Annotated in this window: 22 protein-coding genes; 3 read left to right on the forward strand and 19 right to left on the reverse strand. The window is 66.2% G+C overall.

What is annotated here, in order from left to right:
• Nucleotides 1-79: 79 nt before the first annotated feature.
• From LPN01_RS03165 to LPN01_RS03240, 16 genes are all read right to left on the reverse strand, one after another.
• Nucleotides 80-907, reverse strand: coding sequence for a conjugal transfer protein TraF (locus tag LPN01_RS03165; protein WP_262826884.1), 828 nt, complete (start codon nucleotides 905-907; stop codon nucleotides 80-82).
• Entirely contained in the window at nucleotides 907-2,667 is a 1,761-nt protein-coding gene (locus LPN01_RS03170; RefSeq protein WP_262826885.1) for a conjugal transfer protein TraN, read from the reverse strand. Before LPN01_RS03170 ends, LPN01_RS03165 begins: the two co-directional genes overlap by 1 nt.
• The gene (gene trbC / locus LPN01_RS03175; RefSeq protein ID WP_262827063.1) at nucleotides 2,664-3,422 is read right to left on the reverse strand and encodes a type-F conjugative transfer system pilin assembly protein TrbC; all 759 of its coding nucleotides are present in this window, start codon (nucleotides 3,420-3,422) and stop codon (nucleotides 2,664-2,666) included. The genes LPN01_RS03170 and trbC overlap by 4 nt, the downstream gene beginning before the upstream one ends.
• Nucleotides 3,422-4,435, reverse strand: coding sequence for a conjugal transfer pilus assembly protein TraU (gene traU, locus LPN01_RS03180; RefSeq protein WP_262827064.1), 1,014 nt, complete (start codon nucleotides 4,433-4,435; stop codon nucleotides 3,422-3,424). The genes trbC and traU overlap by 1 nt, the downstream gene beginning before the upstream one ends.
• A 77-nt stretch (nucleotides 4,436-4,512) precedes the next feature.
• Nucleotides 4,513-5,157: a type-F conjugative transfer system protein TraW gene (gene traW, locus LPN01_RS03185; RefSeq protein ID WP_262826886.1), complete on the reverse strand. Its 645-nt coding sequence runs from the start codon at nucleotides 5,155-5,157 to the stop codon at nucleotides 4,513-4,515.
• On the reverse strand, nucleotides 5,154-5,693 hold the full coding sequence (locus tag LPN01_RS03190; protein WP_262826887.1) for a S26 family signal peptidase: 540 nt from the start codon (nucleotides 5,691-5,693) through the stop codon (nucleotides 5,154-5,156). The genes traW and LPN01_RS03190 overlap by 4 nt, the downstream gene beginning before the upstream one ends.
• Nucleotides 5,680-6,018 carry a type-F conjugative transfer system protein TrbI gene (locus LPN01_RS03195; protein WP_262826888.1) on the reverse strand — a complete coding sequence of 113 codons (339 nt, stop codon included), beginning with the start codon at nucleotides 6,016-6,018 and terminating at the stop codon, nucleotides 5,680-5,682. Before LPN01_RS03195 ends, LPN01_RS03190 begins: the two co-directional genes overlap by 14 nt.
• A 62-nt stretch (nucleotides 6,019-6,080) precedes the next feature.
• Complete coding sequence (locus tag LPN01_RS03200) at nucleotides 6,081-6,440, reverse strand: hypothetical protein (protein WP_262826889.1); 360 nt, start codon at nucleotides 6,438-6,440, stop codon at nucleotides 6,081-6,083.
• Nucleotides 6,427-9,012, reverse strand: coding sequence for a type IV secretion system protein TraC (gene traC / locus LPN01_RS03205; RefSeq protein WP_262826890.1), 2,586 nt, complete (start codon nucleotides 9,010-9,012; stop codon nucleotides 6,427-6,429). Before traC ends, LPN01_RS03200 begins: the two co-directional genes overlap by 14 nt.
• On the reverse strand, nucleotides 9,009-9,926 hold the full coding sequence (locus LPN01_RS03210) for a hypothetical protein (protein ID WP_262826891.1): 918 nt from the start codon (nucleotides 9,924-9,926) through the stop codon (nucleotides 9,009-9,011). Before LPN01_RS03210 ends, traC begins: the two co-directional genes overlap by 4 nt.
• Nucleotides 9,923-10,819: a DsbC family protein gene (locus LPN01_RS03215; protein WP_262826892.1), complete on the reverse strand. Its 897-nt coding sequence runs from the start codon at nucleotides 10,817-10,819 to the stop codon at nucleotides 9,923-9,925. Before LPN01_RS03215 ends, LPN01_RS03210 begins: the two co-directional genes overlap by 4 nt.
• Nucleotides 10,816-12,156 (reverse strand): TrbI/VirB10 family protein, encoded by a 1,341-nt coding sequence (locus LPN01_RS03220; protein WP_262827065.1) that lies wholly within the window; start codon nucleotides 12,154-12,156, stop codon nucleotides 10,816-10,818. The genes LPN01_RS03215 and LPN01_RS03220 overlap by 4 nt, the downstream gene beginning before the upstream one ends.
• A gap of 17 nt (nucleotides 12,157-12,173) precedes the next feature.
• The gene (locus LPN01_RS03225; protein ID WP_262826893.1) at nucleotides 12,174-12,989 is read right to left on the reverse strand and encodes a type-F conjugative transfer system secretin TraK; all 816 of its coding nucleotides are present in this window, start codon (nucleotides 12,987-12,989) and stop codon (nucleotides 12,174-12,176) included.
• Nucleotides 12,986-13,552 (reverse strand): type IV conjugative transfer system protein TraE, encoded by a 567-nt coding sequence (locus LPN01_RS03230; protein ID WP_262826894.1) that lies wholly within the window; start codon nucleotides 13,550-13,552, stop codon nucleotides 12,986-12,988. Before LPN01_RS03230 ends, LPN01_RS03225 begins: the two co-directional genes overlap by 4 nt.
• Nucleotides 13,553-13,563: 11 nt before the next feature.
• The gene (gene traL, locus LPN01_RS03235) at nucleotides 13,564-13,851 is read right to left on the reverse strand and encodes a type IV conjugative transfer system protein TraL (protein WP_145147011.1); all 288 of its coding nucleotides are present in this window, start codon (nucleotides 13,849-13,851) and stop codon (nucleotides 13,564-13,566) included.
• 29 nt (nucleotides 13,852-13,880) lie between these two features.
• A complete protein-coding gene (locus tag LPN01_RS03240; protein WP_410482789.1) occupies nucleotides 13,881-14,126 on the reverse strand; it encodes a hypothetical protein in 246 nt (81 codons plus the stop codon).
• Between the two features lie 476 nt (nucleotides 14,127-14,602).
• Between LPN01_RS03240 and LPN01_RS03245 the strand changes: the two genes are divergently transcribed.
• Nucleotides 14,603-15,079 (forward strand): helix-turn-helix domain-containing protein, encoded by a 477-nt coding sequence (locus LPN01_RS03245; RefSeq protein ID WP_145147015.1) that lies wholly within the window; start codon nucleotides 14,603-14,605, stop codon nucleotides 15,077-15,079.
• A 58-nt stretch (nucleotides 15,080-15,137) separates the two neighbouring features.
• Entirely contained in the window at nucleotides 15,138-15,350 is a 213-nt protein-coding gene (locus LPN01_RS03250) for a helix-turn-helix transcriptional regulator (RefSeq protein WP_145147017.1), read from the forward strand.
• A gap of 466 nt (nucleotides 15,351-15,816) precedes the next feature.
• Here the strand turns inward: LPN01_RS03250 and LPN01_RS03255 are convergent, their stop codons facing one another.
• From LPN01_RS03255 to LPN01_RS03265, 3 genes are all read right to left on the reverse strand, one after another.
• Nucleotides 15,817-18,093 carry an FdhF/YdeP family oxidoreductase gene (locus LPN01_RS03255; RefSeq protein ID WP_262826895.1) on the reverse strand — a complete coding sequence of 759 codons (2,277 nt, stop codon included), beginning with the start codon at nucleotides 18,091-18,093 and terminating at the stop codon, nucleotides 15,817-15,819.
• Between the two features lie 163 nt (nucleotides 18,094-18,256).
• The gene (locus tag LPN01_RS03260; RefSeq protein ID WP_262826896.1) at nucleotides 18,257-18,520 is read right to left on the reverse strand and encodes a DUF1440 domain-containing protein; all 264 of its coding nucleotides are present in this window, start codon (nucleotides 18,518-18,520) and stop codon (nucleotides 18,257-18,259) included.
• Nucleotides 18,521-18,584: 64 nt separating this feature from the next.
• On the reverse strand, nucleotides 18,585-19,793 hold the full coding sequence (locus tag LPN01_RS03265) for a zinc-dependent alcohol dehydrogenase (RefSeq protein ID WP_262827066.1): 1,209 nt from the start codon (nucleotides 19,791-19,793) through the stop codon (nucleotides 18,585-18,587).
• Nucleotides 19,794-20,094: 301 nt separating this feature from the next.
• On the opposite strand from LPN01_RS03265, the gene LPN01_RS03270 reads away from it, so the two are divergent.
• Complete coding sequence (locus tag LPN01_RS03270; RefSeq protein WP_262826897.1) at nucleotides 20,095-20,610, forward strand: ferritin-like domain-containing protein; 516 nt, start codon at nucleotides 20,095-20,097, stop codon at nucleotides 20,608-20,610.
• Nucleotides 20,611-20,621 lie beyond the last annotated feature (11 nt).

The following is a 20,621-nucleotide window of genomic DNA, read 5'->3' on the forward strand; positions in this document are numbered from 1 at the left end:
GCTCGCGCGCCTCACGAGGCGCTTCGCTACCGCGATGACGCGTTGGGAGTGGCTACGCCGCGGGCGTGGCGACGAGGGTTCAATAGTCACTGCCGGCCTTTCTCTGGGTGAGCGCGAAGATGCGGTCCATCAGCTCGTCGGCGGCGATGACGCCGTAGCCGATCGGAATGGGGGTGCGGGTGGCACTGTCGAACAGCACGACAGCAGGCGTCACCTGCGAGGTCAGTCCCATCGCGGCGCGCTGGTTGGTCTCGACGGTGTAGCGGGGGAACGTCTCGGACGGGCCGCCATCGGTCGAGATCGCGCGGACGGTGATGCCGTGGGTGTCGGCCACGGCCTTCACGATCGGTGACATGACCGAGCACGCGCCGCAGCTCTGCGCGAAGAAGTAAAACAGACCGTACCGCTTGCCGAGTTGGCTGAGCGTGCGGTCACGTTCGGCCTTTCGGGTATCCAGCCACTGGCGCTTCGCAACCGTGCCGACCGGCCGCTGAAGCGTATAGTCGAGCTCTGGCGTCTGCCAGATCGCCCGCTGCCACACGTCCCCGAACAGCGAGGCGCGGTCGAGCTGCGCGCGTTGGAAGCGGATATAGGCCGTGACGTTCGCGGGGCTGGGATCGAGGATCGCGCGTGCCTTGAGCTCGCGCAGCTCGGTCGTGACCGCCTCGAGTTGCTCCGCAGCCGACGGCGTCGGAGCCGACGGTAGCGTGGCGTCCGGCTCTGCCGGCTTAGGCCGGTCGCAGTAGAACCAGGTCCCGAGCCGGCGGTCCTCGCAATAGAAGCGATCGCCTTGCTGTGGGGTCGAGGTCGTCTGGGCTGGTGCCGCAGCAATCGCGGCCCGAGCGGTCGGCAAGGCCACTGCCAGAAGCATCGCCACGGCGGCGAGTGGATGGAGTGAACTCCTCATCAGCGTGGTCCGTTCAGCGTGTAGAAGTCGGTGATCTTCTGCTGGACCGCAGCCACCGTGCTCAGCTCCTCGGGCAGTCGCGCGGCGTCCTGGAACTCGGCATAGACTTCGGAGAAATCCATGAGCGACAGGTCGAGCCGGGCGAACTCGTCGACCGTGAAGCCGAGGCAGGTCTCCCGCTTCGGCGAGCCCCAGGGCTTGCCGATCTGTGGCCGGCCCTGCTCCTGCAGGATGCGGCTGAGCTTGGACTCGAAGCAGCAATAGGCTTTGCGCTTGGTGACGCACACGCCGAGCACGCTGCTGGAGCAATAGCTACCGACATAGTGGCAGAGCCCGGTCGCATCGCGCTGGTGAAGCAAGATCTCCTCGCGGCTGCAGCCGAGCGCAACGAGCAGCTGGCTGCCCGGGATCAGTGGAAACGCCTTGCCCTTGCAGCAGTTGAGCACGCCGAACACCGCGCTCTTGCAGGTGTTGCGCGTCCCCTTGAACAGGCTGAGTGTATCGGGATCGAACTCGCGCCCCGCCTGCGCCGCGGCGTTGAGCGCGACCGCGGCATCCTTGAACTCGGCGTTCGGCTGGCGGTCGATCGTCTCGCAGTCGCCGTTGATGCAGTAGATGTCGCCGTCGCAGATATACTGCTTGTCCGGGCCGACCTGGTCGGGGATCGCGCAGCGATAGATGCGCTCCCAGGTCGAGCAGGGCTCGTCCTCGCTGAGGCACTCGCGGCGTGCGAAGCTGCAGGCCGGGTTGGCGTTGAGGCTCCCGCAATCCTGGGCCGGGACCGCGCGCGCGCATTGATAGCTCTTCTCCCAGACCCAGCAGGGTCGCGTGACAGCGACACCGTTCACGGTCCGCGTCACCGGATCGCTCGAGGTGCAGGTCTCCGCCTGCGCCACGCAGCCCGCATCGGCGCTGAGTGCAGCGCAGGCTCGCTCGTCTCGCGCCTCGGAGACCCTGTTCTGGTTGCTGGTCGAGATGAGCGTCCCGCCGGCTACGGGCGTATCGCAGGCGATCTCATCGATCGGCTCGCCGGGCTCGGTGCAATATTGCTGGCCGTTGCGGGAGTAGCCCTGAAGGCAACGGCCGGGATGCGAGCCGACGTGGCGGCAGGTGCCGCCCATATAAGGCTCGAAGACCGCGCAATCGTCGGCACGGTTGAAGCCGGCGTTGAAGCTGCTGCAATAGTAGAGGTGGCTCGTCGTGCTCGTGACGGAAACGTTGAGTGGGATGATGCAGCGCTCGGTCTTCTGCTCGAGCGCAAGCCCGTCATTGCAGGTCGCCTCATAGCTGCCGGCCGAGCCGCTGCCCGGTGGCAGTTCGCGACAGCTCCCCTGCCCGCCACCAACGCCCATGCCGGTGACGTAGGTGTTCGGATCGGCCGACACGGCTTGACCACGCGCGATCGTCGCCTCGATGTCCGCAGGCGCGATGCGTGCTCGGCGATCGAATGAGGAGCGCACCGCCTGATAGCCTTCGTGACTGGTTGCGGCGGCTCCCGCGGCGCGGGCCAGCGCGTCGGGATCGTCGAACAGCGACGACTGCGACGGTGATGCGTCGAAGTTCGGCACGCTGTCGGCCGTCGGCGTCTGCTGAGCCGCGTCCTGCGCTCGGATCGCGATCTCGGCCGCAAACGCCTTGCCATCGTTGCGGGCTTGGCTTGGGTTCCCGGCCTGACCGAGCGCGCCACTACCGGCCAAGCCGGCGCTGAACAGCATCACAAGTAGCGCGATGCCGCGTGGCTTCCTGCTGAAGAGGCTCATCGCTGTGCTCCTTCCAGGCGAGCCCGATAGAGGTTGGCGATCCCCGCTCCCGGTCCAGAGCCCTGCGCGAAGGTCTCGAGCGCATGGCCAAGGCTGACATTGCCCGACATGCGGTCGTGCGGCGGCACCTGGGTGGTGCAGTCGAACCCGTCGCACAGGTCGAAGTCGGTCGACGTGACGACATAGGTCGGCACCGTCGTGACCGCGAAGGCGCGGAACAGGCGCGGGTCGATCCCGACCGCATTGCTGCCGCCGGCTGGTACGACTCTCGCGAGCGCTCCGGTAAACTGCTTGACCGAATTGCCTGGGAAGCCGCGGAAGACGACGACGCCCCCGGCGCGGCCCACCTCGTCGATCATCTGGCGCAGCGAGGCGGCCGGCATGGAGAGACTGGCGAACGCCACCAGCCGGGGAGCGTCTTCGCTCCAAGCGGCCTCGCGGCCTGCTGCCGCCACCATCGCGTCGAAGTCGAACGTGTCGGCCGGCCGCACGCTGGCAACGGCGGTGCGCGCATGCCGCGCGGCGTTCGCCCGGGCGGCGGCTGCGCTCTGCGCGGCTTGCGCCCTCACGGCCTCGCCACGCCTGGCGATGACGCTGCCGAACGCCTCGGCATCTTCGGGCGAGAGCTTGGCGCGCTCGCGCACCTTGGCGAGAGCGAGCCCGTCGACAGTCTGCGCGCCACCGCCGCTGGCAACGCCGAGCGCGAGACCTATGGCGGTCAGTACGGCGCCGATCACGAGAGGAAGACGGCGCATCACAGCACGCAGCAATTGCGTTTGCGCCAGACGAGATAGCCCATATCTTCTCCGATCGCGGGATAGACCTGGCCGGCCGACATGAAGGTCGTGGAGGCGCCGATCGGCGCGCAGGCGTAGCGCCCGCCGGTCTGTGGATTGGGATTGGTGGCCTGGAACCGGTATTGCTGCTTGCGCATCACCGGCATCAAATATTTGCCGCACAGGCCTTTCGAGCCCATCGTGCCCCAAGCGACGAATTCGCGGTGGAGCTTGTAGGCGAAGCGGGCAAGTGCGAGCCGCGAGGCCTGCACGTGGCCGATCGAGGCGCCGACGTTACCGTTCAGCGGGTACATCGTCCCCTGGCAACCGGCGCACCAGAACAGCGGATCGGTCGGCAGCTTGGCGGTCGCAGCGATGCAGTCGGCAGCACAGGCAGCGAGTGCGAGCGGGTTGGCGAACAGCACCGCTTCGGGGTTGATCAGGGCGGTGAGTTCGCTGTCCTGCCACAGCGGATCGATCTCGGTCAGGTACAGGATGTCGATCGAGCCCGTCTCGAGGCATAGGAAGTCGGTGACGATCTCCATCCAGTAGATCAGCGGATAGGCGTACCAGTGGACATGCCAGCCGCTGGTGTTCTGCGCCTTGCCACCGACCGCGCTCGGGCCCGCGATCGTCTTGAACCCGATGTCGAACCCCGGATCGAGCTTCAGCCCGCCCAGATTGACGAAGCACCAGGGCTTCATGCTGACGTCGGCGAGCCGGACTGGCTCCCAGAAACCCATCGCGATGCCGGGCCTGATCCCGCAATTGCAGACCGGCAGGTTCGGATTGTCGGTATCAGGACGCCCGGCGATCGACGGCCAGATCTTGAGGCCGCCCACCGACATCGGGAACAGGCAGCTCCAGCAGATGTCGGTAATCGGGTTGACGAACCGGCCGGTGCAGCGACCTGGCGCGCCGGCAGCGCGCGCCGGCGACGCGAGCACGAGCGCGGCCAGTGCGATGACGGCGGCGAGCAGTATGAGCGTCATGCGGGTGCGGCGGACTCGCTGCTGGTGGCGCTGGCGCGCCGCCACGAGCCACGCCGGCGGATTTGGAGTATGTGCGGTCACTTGCCGCCCTCCTTTGCTTTGGGGATGGCGATCTCGCTGACCTTGAGCGTCCGCCCGACCTGCTCGATCACCGCCGGCACCGCGCGCACGCCGAACTTGGTCGTAAGCGTCCCCGACTGGTCGAAGTAGAAGCGGCGCTGCTCGGCTTTCATCAGCGCGAAGGGCGAGCCGCGCACGAGGATGAGCTTGGCGTTCAGCGCGGTCGTCTTGGTCTTGGCCCAGGCAACCTGCTCTGGGTCGTCACCGTCGAGGAACACAAGCCGCTGGCGTAAGGGCACGGTGTCGAGGGGGTTCACGCGAGTCCCCCGCGCCACGATCACGCGACCCTTGCCGTCACGAAGGTCCTGTTCGACCGTGATGGTGGGGTCGTGGATCCAACTTCTGGACTGGCTCGCGACGACGATCCCCTTGACCGGCGGGGGCCGCTTGACGCGCGCTTCGGTGCGCGCGGCCAGCTCGCGATTGGCGCGATCGAGCGCGCCCGACGCCTGCATTGTGGTGAGCTTGTTCTGGATGACAGACAGCAGATCAGTCTCGATCACCGGAAACACCGCGCCCTGCTGACCATAGTCGCGCGCGGAGACCGCCTGCGACATGAGGGACAGGATCATGGCGCTGGAAAGGAGGAGGAGCCGCTTCACAGGATCGCCCTCCCCACCCCGATGATGCGCGGACGGCAGACCCAGCCGATCGCGGCGTAGCGGCTGTCGAAGCTGTCGCGGTGGGGCGTGCCGACGAAGTAGCAGCCGCGCGGGATGGTACCGGTGGGCCCAAGCGAGAGCGGCTCGCCGAACCGGGTCGCGCGCTTGGCAAGCGCCACCGGCTTGCCGTTGACGGAGAACAGCCGGCCATGCCGCGTGATCCGGTCGCCGGCGACGCCATAGACGATCTTACCGAACGGCTGCGGGCGAGCGCCGAAATGACGGGCGAGCAAGGGTCCAGGCGGCGGCTCAAAGAAAATGAAGTCGCCGCGGACCGGCACTCGCTGCCGATCGATCAGAAACGCCCAGTTCGGCAGGCTGGTCGTGGCATTGACCAGCAACGCGTGGTCATCGCTCCAGCGGGCAAGCTCGCCGAGGCTCACCAGGCCGATGCCGACCGCAGCATAGATCAGATAGCGCCGGCGCCGGGCCGTGCCCCAGAAGGCGGGCGCCGGCTGCGTCTCAACGAGGGTCATGACCGCCCTCCAGCGCGCGCTTGACCTCGGTACGGACAAGCTCAGTGCGATCGGGGACGCTCTTGCCAAGCGTCGCCTCGGTGACGAGGACAGTGGTGCCATCTGCACCCAGCGCGCTGACGGACCGGTTGATGGCGGCGAGATAGGCGGCGGTGCGGCTCGCGGTCTGCTCGGGGGTGCCGCCGTTGCGGCTCTCGGCAGCAACGAAGTCGCCCACCAGCGTCGACAGGCTGACCGACACGATCTGCCGCTTCGATAGGTCGAGCAGCAGGCGCGTTGCCCAGGCCGCCCAGACCAGGCCCGCGAGCAGGAGGATCGTCGCCACGACGTGCGCTACAGGCCATCCAGCAATCGTGCGCCGCGCCGGCCTTGGGGTGATGGCATCCCTCATTGCTCGTCCTTTCGAGACAGCTCGCGCCGCATGCGGTCGGCAAAGGCAGGCAGCCGGGCGACGAGGAACAGCAGCGCGAGCGCAGCCGTGAGGCTGACAAGCTCGAGATCGAACTCGGCCCGGCGTGCGGCGTCGGCGGCGAGATAGTGGCTCGCGAGATTGTCGAGGTGCGCGAACAGGATCGGCAAGCGGGCATCGGCGGCGAGGATAACCACTGCCAGAATCGTCCCGAGCGTGACGAGCAGCGTCCCGCCGAGCCAGAGCGTGGTGCTCAGCGCCAGGTGGCACGCATCCGCTATAAAACGCCGCAGCCGCACCCTACGGCTACCCAGAGGCCGGGGATCAGGCGCGGGCATGCTGCGCCTCCCTTGTGCTCGAGGTCTGAGGCGCATCCGGGAAGGCCACGGCCTCGAGCGCCTGTTCGATCGTGTCGCCCGCAGCCATGCGGCGCTCGATGGCGGCATAGGTGTCGGGCGAGGACGAGAAGAGCGTTGCCGAATAGGGATCGAGCACCAGCCGGCCGAGCGCCTGGACCTCGGGGCCGCGGATGAACACTTCCGAATATTCCGAGCCGCTGCGCTTCAGCGAGCGGATCAGACTTTCGGTACGATCGTCCATGTCGAGCCGCTCGGACTTGCGGAAGTCGGCGATCGTCTCGGGCTTCTGCTGGAGGACCAGCATCCAGTCGCTGTTCTCGAGCGCAGCGGTCGCGCCGCCCGACTTGTAGAAGTCGTTGAGCGACTGCGTCGCGGTCGCCAGCGCGCCACCGTATTTGCGCGCGGTACGGGCATAGGTCTCGACGAATTCGGACATCGAGCCGCCCTTGAGCATGCTCCAGGCCTCATCGATCAGGAGCAGCTTCTTCACCGAGCGCGGGGTGCGCGTCATCGCCTGGCTGGTCATGAACATGATCGCGGTCAGCACGACCGAGCGCAGCTCTTCCCGCGTCGCCAGGTCCGACATCTCGAACACGGTGAAGTCCGCCTCGAGCCTGAGCGTCGCCTGCCCATTGAAGAACCCACCGTAGGTGCCGCCCGAGAGGAACGGCCCCATCGCAATCGCCAGGTTGGCAGCATCGGGATTGCCGGTGTCGGTGAGCGCTCGCGCGACGCCGTCGATCGAGCCTGCATGCCCCGCGGCTTCCCACACTTGGTTCACCGCCTGATCGATCAGGCCGCGCTCGGTGTCGGTCAGGCGGTCGATGAACCGCGCCATCTGCCCGACAATGCTTTTCAGCATCGCCATGCAGTCGAGCCGATAATCCTCGTCTGCGGCCACTCGGTCGGCGTCGATCATCGAAAAGGGATTGAGGCAGAAGCCCGAGGCCAGCGTGAACTCGATGAACGCGCCGCCCTGAAGCCGGCACGAGTTCATGAAGCTGCGGCCGTCATCGATCACGACGACCTTGGCACCGGCTCCGCACAAAGCTGCGCACATCTCCTGCAGCAGCACCGACTTTCCCGATCCCGACTTGCCGAGGATCGCGACATTGTGGTTGCCCGCTCCGTTCTCGAAGGGCGACCAGAAGAAGGGCTGGCCGCGCCGCCCGACGAACAGGAGATGCGGGACGTTGCCGCCGAGATACTCGCCTTGCACCGGCGCGATGTTGGCGGCCGTCGTCGAGAGCATGGTGCGCATGCGCTTGCACCGCTCCATGTCGGTCCCGAGCCCGTCGCCCAAGGTCATCGGCATGGCCGCGAGCAGCCCCTGGATCTGCAGGTAACGCTCGTCCGCGAGGTCCCAGCCAGCCGCCTTGTACAGCGACTTGATCGTGCGCTCGTTGCGGTCGCCCTGCCCTTCGGGCGAAAAGGCAGTGACCCCGTAGAAGGCGCGCACCAGCCGGCGCCCCTCCTGCATCTGCGCCTGGACCTCGCGCCATTCGGCCGCCTGTTCGCGCAGCTTCGGCAGATAACGGGCCGAGCGGCCTTCGCTGAGCGAAGTCGTGCGGAGGAACTTCATGCCCGCGCGCGCCGAGGCAGCCTCCTGGTCGGGATAGACGAGGCAGAGCATCGTCGCCGCGGGACAGGGCATGCGCAGCTTGTCGGTGAACAAGTCCCCGATCAGGCGAGCACATTCCCACGGCGCCCAGCGCGTCGGCATGTTGCGCACGCCGAAATGCCGGACGTCGAAACGGTCGGGATAGATCTCCCCGATCTCGGGTGCGCCTTCGTCCGTGGCACCGGTCGACCGGAAGCGTTCGGTGCGCAGGCACAGCCGGCTCTCCTCGACGACCAGCTCGATGTCGCGACGGATCGCCTGGTCGGCGATCGGGTCGAGCGGGTTGTAGTCGATGGCGTCGTCCTGCGGCGCGGTCGTCGGCGAGGTCAGATCATCGAGGAAAGCGATCAGCTGGACAGGATCGACGTTGGCCACGGGGACGTCGAGCGAGCGCAGCACGCCCGTCAGGCTTTCGCGAACAGCGACCAGCTCTTCCTTGCTGGTGGCGCTACCCGCCGGAACACCGACCGAGATGAGGATCTGATGATGGCGGGCATGGAAGGGCGCGCTTGCCGAGCCGCTGGTCCAGACGAGGTCGTAGAGGCATGCCGCGCGACGCCGCGCGATCGCTTCATACACCCCGCCCCGCGCATAGCGCGGCAGGAACCATGGCGCGATGTTGCGGCCAATGCGTGGGGAAGCCCAGTGGACGATCTGAACGCAGGCACCCGCCGGTAGGCCTTCGGAGAAGAACTGACCGAGCAGGTCGCCGGTCCGCTCGTCCGCGCCGACCAATGGTGCCACGTTGAGCACGAAGCCCATCGATCGCGCGTTGAGGTACAGCCGGGTGGTGGGCTCGTAGACGCGGTACGGCAGGAAGCTCGACAGCATGTCGAGACCGATCACCGGACGCGCCGCTTCCTGCGCATCGACGTCTCCGAACAGCCCGCGCGACAGCGTGTCATAGAGGGTGCGAAAGGACAGGCTCATTTCGGCGCGTCCTTCGGGCTGGTCGCGGGCGCGAACACGCCGTCGAGATCAGGCTCGGCTGGCGGCTGACTGAGCTGCTCCATCGCAGGTTTGGCGAGGGCGCGGACTCGCCCCGCCGCGATGGCCCCCGCGATGCCAGTCGATGGCGTGCCCCTGGCCGGAGCCGGTGCAGGGCCGATGCCCTTGATGACCGGCAAGGTCTGCGAACGCTCGAGCGGCACCTTGCTGAGATCGATGGTCGCGGGCCGGGCGATGCGCCGCCCGGCTTTAGCCGCGGCAATCGCCTCCGGCGTGGGTCCTGGCACGATGCCGGTCCGGGGGAGCGCACCGACCGCGGTGATAGGGTGAGGGGCTTGAGCGGGGAGTGACTCAAGCCCCTCGATTGCCGGAGCAGATGCTCCAGCAATTACCTCGCGCAGGGAGGAAGGGGCGGAACTGCGCGAGATCTCGAAACTGGGGGTGGCGTTGGCCTCGCCGGAAGCTGCCCCGTTTGCGGAGCCGACCGGCTTCATGGTCCAGGCGGCATCCTCGACGACGACATGCGCGGTGGCTTCGTCGTGGAGCACGCCGGAACGATCGACATGCGCCGGGAACACGACCCGGAGCGTTCGCTCGCCGGTGCGGCCGACGGGCCCCGGACCTTGCGTCGACCGGAACGGCTGCTGCTGGGCGCTGGGCTTCTGATCCGCCTCGGCGTCACCTGAGCCGACCATTGTCTGGACCGCGCGGGCATCGATCGCCGACATCGGCGAGCATGTGCCGTCGGGTGCCCGGCAGGCGAAATCACCGCTGACATTCCCGCCCAGCGTGGCGCAGCCGGTGCTCGCCAGAAGCGCTGCGAGCGCCGTGCCGTACAGCCCTGCCCGAGCAATGAGGCGGACGTGGCGATCGCGACGGAGTACGGTGCGGATCATGCCGCACCCCCGGCGACGAACGCCTTGAGCTGTGCCGCCGGGCGGAAGCCCTCGAGCACCGCGCCATCGGCGCGGATGATGACGGGGGTGCCGCCAAAACCGTGCCGCTTGGCGAACGCCTCATTGGCGTCGAGCCCGCCGGTGTCGCACTTGCCGGCAACCGGCAGCGCCTTCTGCTCATAGGCGGCGTGCAGGGCACGCGCCGGGTCATTCGAACAGAGCACGCGCTCGGCCATGTCCCGGCTGGCGGCACCGAAGATCGAGATGGGTCGCTCCTCGACGCGCGCACCGATGGCGCGCAGCTCTTCGGTCAGCCGGCGACAATAGCTGCAGGCGAAATCGCTGAGCACGACAAGCTTGGGTCCGTTTGCGGGTCCCCAGTGGATCGCGCCGGCGGCGGGCAGCTCGCCGAGGTTCACCTTGGCTGGCGTTGCGGGGGCCTGAGGCGGCGCGGTCTTGTCGGCTTCTGCCTTCTGGCGCGCCGCGCCGGCGACGAGCAGGTCGGGGTTGAGCGCCAGCAGCCGCGTCGCGGTCAGGTCCGCCCGCGTTTCCATGTCGTAGACGCGGCCGATCATCAGGTAGCGCGCACCGCGATCGACGTAGAACAGCGTGGTGCCCGCGACGACCTCGCAGATCCCGCCGAGCCCACCGCAGTCGACCGCATTGATCACGGTCTTCGGCAGGCGCTTGGCGAGCGCGGCAAGCACCGCCTTTGCTTCCGCGCCGGCCGCGATCGTCGGCGTCGACGCGTGCGCAGCGACCGCGTTGGCGAGCATGCCGGTGCTGACACCGACGCCGAGCGACGCGGCCGACAGCAACGTCCAGAAAGCACGGCCTTCGAGCCGCCTGAAGCGATCGAGCTGCAGTGCTCGAGAAAAGACAGAAGAAGTCATTGCGTGTTCCTCACGTAAACGCCGTCCAGAAAGACGATTTCGACATCGATGCCGGTCGGCATCTCGATGACCGGCTGGTATTGCTCGGCCCGCTCGATCAGATATTTGGAGACCGTGTCCGCGGCGTCGCCGGCACCTTGGCCGAGCCCGCCGGTAACGATGTCGCCGGGCGACAGCTTCTCGCGCTTGCCGTCGGAACCTTGCGTGATCCCGGAGAAGACGCTGTTCGCATTGGCCGAAAAGCCCCGGCCGAACCCGCCGACGATCCCGGCGATCAGCGCTTGGCTGACAAGGCTACCCTCGCGGCTGACGACGCGACCGCGCACGCCTGTCTTGCCGGCGAAGCTGATGAAGCCCTTGACCTCGCTCACCGCGACCCGGCCGCCGGGCTGGTCGCAGGTCATCTTGGCAAGCTTCACATAGACCTTCTCTGCCGAGAGATCGCCGCGCGCCGCCCCGTTGACGACACAACCCTGGATGCGGGTCGTGAGCAGCTTGCCGTTGTTCACCACCGATCGTGCCGGTCCGGTGATCCGCAGGACAACCGGGAGCGGGTCGGTCTGGCTCGTGACGCCTGCCGAGGCATCGACGCCGACAATGACACGCGCCGGAGCGTAGCTGTTCGGCGGAAGATATTCGGGACTGTCCTCCACCTCGATCGCCGGGGCACCGGGACGACCGGACCGAAGCCCCGTCTTGGTCGCTCCTGCGCTCTCGGGGGCACCTGTGCCGAACGATAATGTCTTGACCTGACGCTCGGGCGGCGCAGCCTCGTTGCCCGGCGTGGCTGCGAGATCGGGCGACAACGGCGAGCCGGACGGTACCGACGAGCCCTGTGCGGAATAGCTGCCGCCGGGCCCGTAGGCCGATGCGGGCGTGGTCGCCGGTGGGCTCTGCGCGGCGCGGCTGGCCTCTGCGCGCAGCCCGGCATTCTCGGCCGAGAGCGCGTCAATGGTGCGCGCGCCGTCGGTCCGCATCGCCTGGTTTTCGGCGGCGAGCGCATCGAGCTTGGCTTGCAGCTCGCTCGGGTTGGTACGGCCGTCCTCGAGCGCCTTCAGCTGCCGCGCTTGCGCGTCGAGCCGATTGCCGTAGATCGCGACGAACTCCTTCTGGCTCAGATCGCGATTGACGATGCCGTCGGTCTCGATCCGCTGCGGTGCGTCGGGATTGGCGATGCCGCCATCCGGTGAGCCGCCGAGCACGAACCAGGCGCCGAGCAGCGCGACGGTCCCGCCGCCGCCAAGCAGGATCATCTTCTGACGCCGCGCGGTTTTTGCGTTGAGTGCGCCGAGCGCGCCGCCGGCCGGCACCTCGGCGTCGCGGGTATCGACCGGCATGTGCGGCTGGGTGGAGCTCACCATGCCCCCTCTCCCGCCATGCCGACGAGCCACACGCTGGTGGCTGCGCCGGGTGCCAGCTCGGGGGTTGCAACGCTGAGCGCCAGCGTGCGGGAGGGTGCGATATCCCTCGCGCGAACGGACGCCGGCTTCGTCCCGCGGTTATCGATGCGGAGCACCTTTCCGACGAGCGCTGCGCCGCGATACTCGGCGATCAAGCGAACACTGAGGTCACCGATGCGCGTGGGTGCGGCGGCGACCTGCCGCAGCTGGTAGCCGTCCACGGTCGCGGACGTGGCCATGGCCTGGATGAGCCGCACGGCGGTTTCGCGCGGGCCGGACCTCGCTTCCCATTCCGCGGCCTTTTCGAGACCCAGTGCCGGGTTGGTGACGAAGATCTGCTCGGCTTCGTCGCCGCCGATCATGCAGGCGAACTTGTAGACATAGCCCTTCTTCGAGGTGGCGAAGAAGCTCAGTGAGCGCGCGGCGAACCCGTCCGGAACGGACAGATAGATGTCGCCGCGGATCGGCTCGTTGGTGACGGTGAAGTCGTTATAGGGGTAGCCGGTCGACACCTTGCTGACGCTCGCAAAGCCGTCGCCGACCAGCGCGATGCGGGTCAGGTCACGCGACGAGACGACACAGTCGACACGCGCATTGTCGGCGGCCTGCCGGTACTGGTCCGCCCAGGCAGGCGAGGCGCCGAGCACCAGGGCCGCGCCGATCAAGGCGAAGCCCAGCGGCTTCAGCCCCAGATCGATCGGCCGCGACGCGCCAGCCACGACCGAGGTCGCGCCGGCCGCAAGCAGCCAAGTGGGGGGGATGCAGATCACGGACGTGCCTCCTTGGGCGAATGGACGAGCGCGAAGCTCGTGAGGGAGAGGCGAAGGCCGGCGTAGTTCCAGCCGAAGCGGAACCGCTTGGTCTCGCTGGCAATCACCTGGCCGCCGACAAAGGTCTTGAGGTCACCCTCGACCTCAGAGGTCAGGCCTTTGGGATCGACCGTCATGCCGTTGATCACGAAGGCTTGGCTGACATCCGAGCCGCGCTGCTCGGTGACGATCTTGACGAGCTCGGCCTTGAGCGCCCCGTGCGCCGCCGGGTCGGCAAGCTTCAGGATCTGCTCCATCCAATAGTCGAGGCCGGCGGGCGATCGGTTGAGCAGCATCAGCGCGACGTCGCGGGTTACCAGCTCCAGATAATCGGCCTCGACACCCGACGAGCTGATCGTCAGGGGACGCGTCGCGATCGGTTGCAGGACGATCTCGCGGTCCTTCGACGACAATGCCGAGAACAGGGCGATGTTGGTGACGAACGAGGCGGCGGCGGCAAGCAGCAGCACCTTGCGCTGCCGCAACAAGGACTGGCTGCGCTGGTGCGCAATGTCGGCGAGCATATCGTCCTCCCTCAGCCGGCCAGCAGGCGGCAATGGGAGGGCGGAGTGGCTTTCAGCCTGACGAAGGTCGCACCCAGATACCAATAGGCGGCATGGATCACCCACGAGCTGGCCCGGCCAGCCTTTGCCTTGCGCAGCGCAAACCACGCTCCGCAGGAGAGTATGATGCCAATCAGGATATGCTGGGTGAGAATGCCCCAGGCGAACGGGATCGCCAGCCCCATGAATTCATCAAGGGTCCAAAGGCCGATGAGCTCGGGATCATCGAGACGCCTGGGAACAATATACTTGTCAGACATGGCTGCCGCCCCGCCCTCTTTTCCCGCGCTCAGATGAGCGCGGTGACCGTGGAGGTGACGATCGGCACGCCAGTGCCGACACCGATGCCGACGCCGACGGGCAGCGCCACCTGGCCGAGGCTGAACCGGCCCGACGCCATGCCGATAATGCCGCCGGCGAGGCTGAGCACGGCAATGATCTTGCCGCCCGAACCCTCGAGGAAGTCGGTGAACTTGGTCAGCGCCGGGCTGAAGGTTGCGTCCGCGCCGGCATAGGCTGCGGTCGCGCAGAGCATGAGGCCGACGGCAGGCAGGACGTAATCACTGGCGCGGCCGAGTTTGGCGCGGGCCAGCGGGAGCTTGAGGCTGTGCATCGAGAGCGTCTCCGTGGGAGTGTCGGTGCGGCCGAACGCCGACCGCCCAGTCACCAAGCGCGCCTCGCCGGGCTGCCTCAACAGAAAGGAACATCAGGAGAACAGATTGCCGCTTTCGTCGCGGCTTTTGCGATCGCCATCGCGGCTGTCCTTGGAATCTTCCTACTTTCCGCGACGGGGATCGCGCTGGTCCATCAGGGCAGCGCTCAACGTCGCGACAGCTGTCGCAACTTCCGCTTCTCGCCTGATTCGCTTCAGTTACAATTCGATTCGGTCGTCTGGCACGCCATCGAGAACCGACCCGCACGCCTATACCCCGCTAGGATGTTCCTGTTTTGTTTTCCTACAGGCCATGTTGGCGCTAGCGTGCGGTGCGACTCGATAATTGGAGATATTTCGTGCCCGCCAATGCCGACCCTCCACCTTTTACCTCGGCGCCGCTGCATGCCGTGGTCGCCGATCTCGTGGACGAGAGCGGCGTGAGCCAGCGCGACCTCGTTTCCCGCGTCGGGCTCTCCAAGGATCAATTAAGCCGTACGCTGAAGGGCTCCCGACACATGAGTCTAGAAGAAGCGGCGACGATCCTGCACGAAGCCGGGCTGCCGGCCCGCGGCACACTGACGCTGGCACTGTTCGATCGTCAGGATCTCGCGACCGATTGGGCACGCTCAGGACTCGGTGGCTTCTTGGAAATGATGGTGGCCGCTCTCCCCGATGCGCTCGCCGCGGAAATTGGCGAAACCAGCGATCGGGTCGACCCCCGTTGGGGAACGCAGGCCGCGCGCTTTGTCGCGCAGCGGATTGCCCACCACATCCACGACCTGATCGAACGAGAACAGCGTCTTGGCGACTTCTCGCCCGGACGTACCGCCTAACCCACTAGCAGCCGACCACTGGGGAGAGGTCGCGGTAGCTTCAACGAAGGACAGCTTGATGCAAGCTCATCTCTCCCGATCCTCGGAACGCCTCATCAGGCTGCCCGAAGTCAGACAGCGGGTCGGCCTCGGTCGCTCAACCATTTACCGGCTGATGGAACTCGGATCATTCCCGAAAGCGCGGAAGTTGGGCCCTCGCGCGATTGCGTGGTCCGAGGGCGAAATCGACAGCTGGATTGAGGGCAAGCTGACGGACCAAGCTAGAGACTGAGGCGCAATGGCGCGTTCGCAGAGCGAATTGTTCATGCAGCAGTTGCTGGGCTCCTGTAGCGATCGCTCTCTCTCTCTCTCTCTCTCTCTCTCTCTCAAGTGCACGCCTCGGGCAGTCCCTCGGACAACTGTTTGGCCCGCTCTGCGCAATACACTCGGCTTCAGTCGCCAAACTGGCCGATCCTCGATGCTGCCATCGGCGCTTGCTCACCGGCGCCGTCGAAATCGACCGGCATTGGGGACTTTCCCGCCATGCAGCTATCGGAGATAGCGACGCGGATAGCTGACGTAGCGCCCTCCTGAGAGGGGCGCCCGTAGCCCCATCGGCTAGGGGTGGCGGCCTACCGCGCGCTGGCGCAAGAGCTGACGGCGTTCCGCTCCGCAACCGGGACCGAGGCGGTGGTGGACTGCACCGCCGCCGTCTCCGACACGTCCGCGGCCACTGCTGACGGGCGGTTCGTTGCGCCTCAAGCGACGATGCGCACGGGCACGCTCTTGGCGGCCGGAGTCTTCGACTCTTCGTCGTGGTACCAGAGCGGAATGAGCGGGTTCATCTCCGGATAATAGCTGCCCAGGCACCCGCGCGGCAGCAGGAAGGGCGTGACCGTCAGACCGCCGACCTGCCGGTCGACGCCATCGCCGGCGTCACTGGCCAAGCCGACCACCTGACCCTCTTCGAGCCCTGCTGCCGCTATGTCCTCCGGGTTCATCAGCAGCACGTCGCGCGTGCCCTCGATTCCGCGAAGCCGATCAGAATAGCCGTAGATCGTGGTATTGAACTGGTCGTTCGACCGCATGGTGATCAGCCGCCAGCGGCCCGGCGCGTCGTCCACGCCGAAGGCGTTCATGTTGGTCGGCACGGTGAACTGGGCTTTGCCACTCTCAGTTTTCCAGATCCGCTCGCGCGCGGGATTGCCGCGGTAGAAGCCGCCGGGCGTGAAGACACGTTCGTTAAAGTCGTGGAACTGCTCGGGGTAGGTCGCCTCGATAAGGTCGCGAATGCGGTCGTAGTCCGATACCCAGCCGTTCCAGTCGACCTTAGAGTTCGGCGGCACCGTCGCCTTGGCGATGCCAGCGACGATGGCGGGTTCGGACAGCAGGTCAGGGCTGGCCGGTGACGCCTTGCCGACCGATCCGTGGATGCAGCTGAAAGTATCCTCCATCGTCACCTTCTGCGGCCCCGACGCCTGGACATCCTCCTCCGTGCGGCTGAGGCATGGCAGCAGATACGCTTGTGCCCCGTTGATCAGGTGGCTGCGGTTGAGCTTGGTCGCGATCTGCACGGTCAGCTGGAGGTCGGGCCATGCCGCTTCCATCTGTTCGCGCTCGGGTACCGCGCGGACGAAATTGCCGCCCAGGCCGATGAACGCCTTCACCTGGCGCGAAAGGATTCCCTCGCACGCTTTGACGGTATTCAAGCCCTCGTCGCGGGGCGGCTCGAACCCGAACTGTTCGGCGAGCGCGTCCAACGGCACCAGTTCGGGCTTCTCGGAGATTCCGACGGTGCGCTGCCCCTGCACGTTGGAGTGCCCGCGCATCGGCGACATACCGGTGCCGTCGCGCCCGATATTGCCCTTCATCAGCATCAGATTGACCAGCATCGCCAGGTTCTGGAACCCATGCACCTGCTGGGTCAGGCCCATGCCGTAGATGCAGATGGTGCGATGCGCGGCGATGTAGACGTCGGCGGCTTCTTCGATATCAGCCCGCGCCAGCCCGGATTCGTGCTCAATTTCGTCCCAACCCGTCGCGTCCGCTTTCGCCTTGACCGCCTCGAACCCGGTGGTGTGCTGAGCGATGAAGTCGACGTCGAGGACATGATGCTTGCTCTCGGACCATTTTCGCTCCTCGGCGGCGAACACGTGCTTGATCATCCCCATGATTGCCGCGATGTCGCCGCCCGCCTTTACCTGCAGATAGAGGTGCGAGATCTGCGTTGCCTTGGGCGTCAGCATCTCGAGCGGACTTTGCGGGTTCTTGAAGCTCTCCAGCCCTGTCTCGAGGACCGGGTTGAACGTCACGATCTTCACACCCCGGCGCACGCATTCCTGCAAGGGATGGAGCAGCCGCGGGCTGTTGGTGCCGGGGTTCTGCCCGAAGAAGAAGATCGCATCGCACAGGCTGAAGTCGTCGAGCACCGTGGTGCCGACCGGCGAGCCGATCACCTTCTTCAGCCCGACCGAGGTCGTCTCGTGACACATGTTGGACGAATCGGGCAGGTTGTTGTGCCCGTACAGCCGGGCGAACAGGGCGTAGAGATAGGCGGTCTCCAGGCTCGCGCGGCCCGACGAATAGAACACCGCCGCCCCCGGGTCGATCGCCCGTAGCGCGGCGCCGATCGCGTCGAACGCCTCCTGCCATTCGCAGGGAACGTAGCGGTCGGACGCATGGTCGTAGCGCATAGGATGCGTCAGCCGACCCGTCTGCTCCAGGTCATGATCCTTCCAGTCCTTGAGTTCGCTCACCGTGTGTTCCGCGAAGAAATCGGGCGTGCAGCGGCGGCTCGTCAGGTCCCAGAGCGTCGCCTTGGCGCCGTTCTCGCAAAATTCGAAGGCATGCGGGTGCGCGGGCTTGGTATAGGCACACGAGACGCACATGAAGCCGCCCGGCTTGTTCTGCCGCCGCAGGGTGTCGAGCGCGGCGGGGCGGCTTCCTTCCCTGGCGAAGGTCTCGACGATCCCGCGTACGGAGCCCCAGCCGCCCTCGGATCCCTCATAATGAACCGTGTCCTTCTCATCGGTCATGATCGGTGCTCCTCCGCAGCTCACGCTTTAACGTGCTGATTTCAAAAGGTGTTCGTCTCCGCGCTGTCATGTCAGCGTATAGAGATAGGCGGCTAGGCGTGTGTCGATGCAGGGGCTTTCCACGGTGCGTCGCCCAGACCGGCAAGCGGCACGGCGGCCTCGTCTAGCAACGCCGCGTCGCGAGACCGAAGGGTGCGCCCGCGGCGGCCGTTGCCGGGCACCAATATTCGGCAACCACGCCGTATCCCATCCCGAGCAATACACCGAAGCCGTAGTGCACGGCCTGGCCTGCAGCTGCCTTGCGCGGCTCCGGCACCGGCTCACCCGTTGCAGCCTCGCTCACCGCATCGGCAGCGCGTGCGGTCGCACATTCGTCGCTACTGTCGCTGTCCTGCAACATCGCAACGCCCCGCTGCAACAGATCCATCGCGGCGGCTGCCACGAGACCGGCCGCCAAGCCCGCAGCGCACCGCGCCAGACCGAGGGCGCGGTCACGTGGCGGGTTCCAGCTCGACCTTGATCCAGCCAGGCTGGCGCTCGTCGAACGCCTTGTAGGCATCGATCGCGCCGGTCATCGGCTCAGTCTGGGTCAGAATCTTGACCGGATCGAGCCTTCCCGAGCGCACATGGTCGAGCAACACGTCGTAGTAGCGGCGATGGTTGCAGTTCCCCATGCGGACGGTGACGTTCTTGTTCATCGCCGTGCCGATCGGGAACATGCGGTCGGTGGGTGGGTACACGCCGATAATCGATATCGTGCCGCCCTTGGCGACGCACTCGACCGCCCAGTCGAGCGCCTGGCTGGGATTGTCGCCGGCGACGAAGTGCGATCCATGGTTGTTGGCCATCGGCTCGATGACGTACTGCTCGACCGCCTCCTTTGCCTTGCCGAGCAGGCTAGGTGCGTCCGGGCCGGCATGCGCGTGCTGCGCGTCGACCCCGACCGCGTCGATCACACGCCGCGCGCCGTCGCCATCGGTCAGTTTCAGCACCGCATCGGGCACGTCGGCCTCGTCGAAGTTGATCACCTGCGCTCCCTGGCGCAGTGCCATGTCCAGGCGGTCGGACAAGCGATCGACCGCGATCACCTTGCCGCCCATGACGATCGCCGATGCGATCGCCATCTGGCCGACCGGACCGCAACCTAAAACGAGGACATGGTCTCCCGGCTCTATCTCGGCCAGATCCGCGCCGAACCAGCCGGTCGGTAGGATGTCGCTGAGCATGATCGCCTGATCGTCGCCGATCTCGTCCGGCACAGGAACCAGGTTCGTATCCGCCCAGGGTGTGCGCGCCTTCTCCGCCTGCAGCCCCTTCAGATTGCCTGCGGCCTCCGGTCCGCCGAAAAACACGGTGCCCGCACGCTTGCCCATCGGGTTGGCGTTGTCACATTGCGCAAAGAAGCCGTTGTCGCAGAACTGGCAATGGCCGCAGCCGACAGTGGAAGGGATGATGACCCGCTGGCCGACCCGGATCGTCTTCACCTCGGCCCCGACCGCCTCGACGATGCCAACGCCTTCGTGGCCGAGCACCTGGCCCTTCTTCATGCCGCTGAACGTGCCACGCACGAAGTGCAGGTCGGTACCGCAGATGGCGCTGGCGGTGAGGCGAACGATCGCGTCCGTCGGCTGCTCTAGAGTGGGCTCGGGGACGTCGTCGAGGCGGATGTCACCGACGCCGTGCCAGACTACTGCTTTCATTGCCGTCAAACCTTTGATGAGGAGGTTGTCAGCATGAAGCGCGATTTTCGGCGGCAGGTTCCCTCTATAAGGCAGTATCTATTTTCATTTAACTTGGATTTATAATAAATGTTGCAAGTCGTCCTGCGTAAATCAAATTCTGCACCTTTGTGAACTGCCCCCTCCTCACGCGTCGTCAAATTTCTATCGTATTTTTTGCGCAGTACGCCGACAATCAGTGCAACGTTACTTCTGATCGGCGAGTTACTGCCGAGCAATTACCGGCGAATATCCACTCAAGCCGGCAGGAGGATGCAATCTCATGGGCATTTTCGGTAGTACCACGCACACCCTCGACGACCTGTTCGTCCACGGCCTCAAGACGATCTACTACGCCGAGCGTCAGATCGCCGAGACGCTGCCCAAAATGATCGACATGGCCACCAACCCCGATTTGCGCAGCGGCTTCGAACAGCATCTCCGCGAAACTGAAAACCAGCGGACACGGTTGGAGCAGGTGTTCCAAATGCATGGTCGACAACCCGACGAAACGACGTGCCCGGCGATCGATGGCATCATTAAGGCCGCCAATTCGACCGCATCGGATATCGACGACAAGCAGGTGCTGGATGCCGCCCTCGCGTACGGGGCCCAGATGGTCGAGCATTATGAGATTGCCCAATACGGCACGTTGATCGCTTGGGCACGCGAGCTTGGGCGCGAGGATTGCGCCTCAGTGCTTTCCGATACGCTGGCCGAGGAAAAAGCGACCGACGAGAAGCTGACCCGCATCGCGGAGGCGCGCATCAATCGTGCCGCCGAGATGAAAGCCGGCTGAACCTCAGCGGG

Origin of the sequence: Sphingomonas sp. A2-49 (genome assembly GCF_025548555.1) — a bacterium.
Taxonomy (GTDB): domain Bacteria; phylum Pseudomonadota; class Alphaproteobacteria; order Sphingomonadales; family Sphingomonadaceae; genus Sphingomonas.

Bases quoted from the DNA above. Each gene is read 5' to 3' on its own strand.
- LPN01_RS03165 (WP_262826884.1), bottom strand. From the start codon at position 907: ATGAGGAGTTCACTCCATCCACTCGCCGCCGTGGCGATGCTTCTGGCA.
- LPN01_RS03170 (WP_262826885.1), bottom strand. From the start codon at position 2,667: ATGAGCCTCTTCAGCAGGAAGCCACGCGGCATCGCGCTACTTGTGATG.
- trbC (WP_262827063.1), bottom strand. From the start codon at position 3,422: ATGCGCCGTCTTCCTCTCGTGATCGGCGCCGTACTGACCGCCATAGGT.
- traU (WP_262827064.1), bottom strand. From the start codon at position 4,435: ATGACGCTCATACTGCTCGCCGCCGTCATCGCACTGGCCGCGCTCGTG.
- LPN01_RS03190 (WP_262826887.1), bottom strand. From the start codon at position 5,693: ATGACCCTCGTTGAGACGCAGCCGGCGCCCGCCTTCTGGGGCACGGCC.
- LPN01_RS03200 (WP_262826889.1), bottom strand. From the start codon at position 6,440: ATGCCCGCGCCTGATCCCCGGCCTCTGGGTAGCCGTAGGGTGCGGCTG.
- traC (WP_262826890.1), bottom strand. From the start codon at position 9,012: ATGAGCCTGTCCTTTCGCACCCTCTATGACACGCTGTCGCGCGGGCTG.
- LPN01_RS03210 (WP_262826891.1), bottom strand. From the start codon at position 9,926: ATGATCCGCACCGTACTCCGTCGCGATCGCCACGTCCGCCTCATTGCT.
- LPN01_RS03215 (WP_262826892.1), bottom strand. From the start codon at position 10,819: ATGACTTCTTCTGTCTTTTCTCGAGCACTGCAGCTCGATCGCTTCAGG.
- LPN01_RS03220 (WP_262827065.1), bottom strand. From the start codon at position 12,156: ATGCCGGTCGATACCCGCGACGCCGAGGTGCCGGCCGGCGGCGCGCTC.
- LPN01_RS03230 (WP_262826894.1), bottom strand. From the start codon at position 13,552: ATGCTCGCCGACATTGCGCACCAGCGCAGCCAGTCCTTGTTGCGGCAG.
- traL (WP_145147011.1), bottom strand. From the start codon at position 13,851: ATGTCTGACAAGTATATTGTTCCCAGGCGTCTCGATGATCCCGAGCTC.
- LPN01_RS03240 (WP_410482789.1), bottom strand. From the start codon at position 14,126: ATGCTCTGCGCGACCGCAGCCTATGCCGGCGCGGACGCAACCTTCAGC.
- LPN01_RS03250 (WP_145147017.1), top strand. From the start codon at position 15,138: ATGCAAGCTCATCTCTCCCGATCCTCGGAACGCCTCATCAGGCTGCCC.
- LPN01_RS03255 (WP_262826895.1), bottom strand. From the start codon at position 18,093: ATGACCGATGAGAAGGACACGGTTCATTATGAGGGATCCGAGGGCGGC.
- LPN01_RS03260 (WP_262826896.1), bottom strand. From the start codon at position 18,520: ATGGATCTGTTGCAGCGGGGCGTTGCGATGTTGCAGGACAGCGACAGT.
- LPN01_RS03265 (WP_262827066.1), bottom strand. From the start codon at position 19,793: ATGAAAGCAGTAGTCTGGCACGGCGTCGGTGACATCCGCCTCGACGAC.
- LPN01_RS03270 (WP_262826897.1), top strand. From the start codon at position 20,095: ATGGGCATTTTCGGTAGTACCACGCACACCCTCGACGACCTGTTCGTC.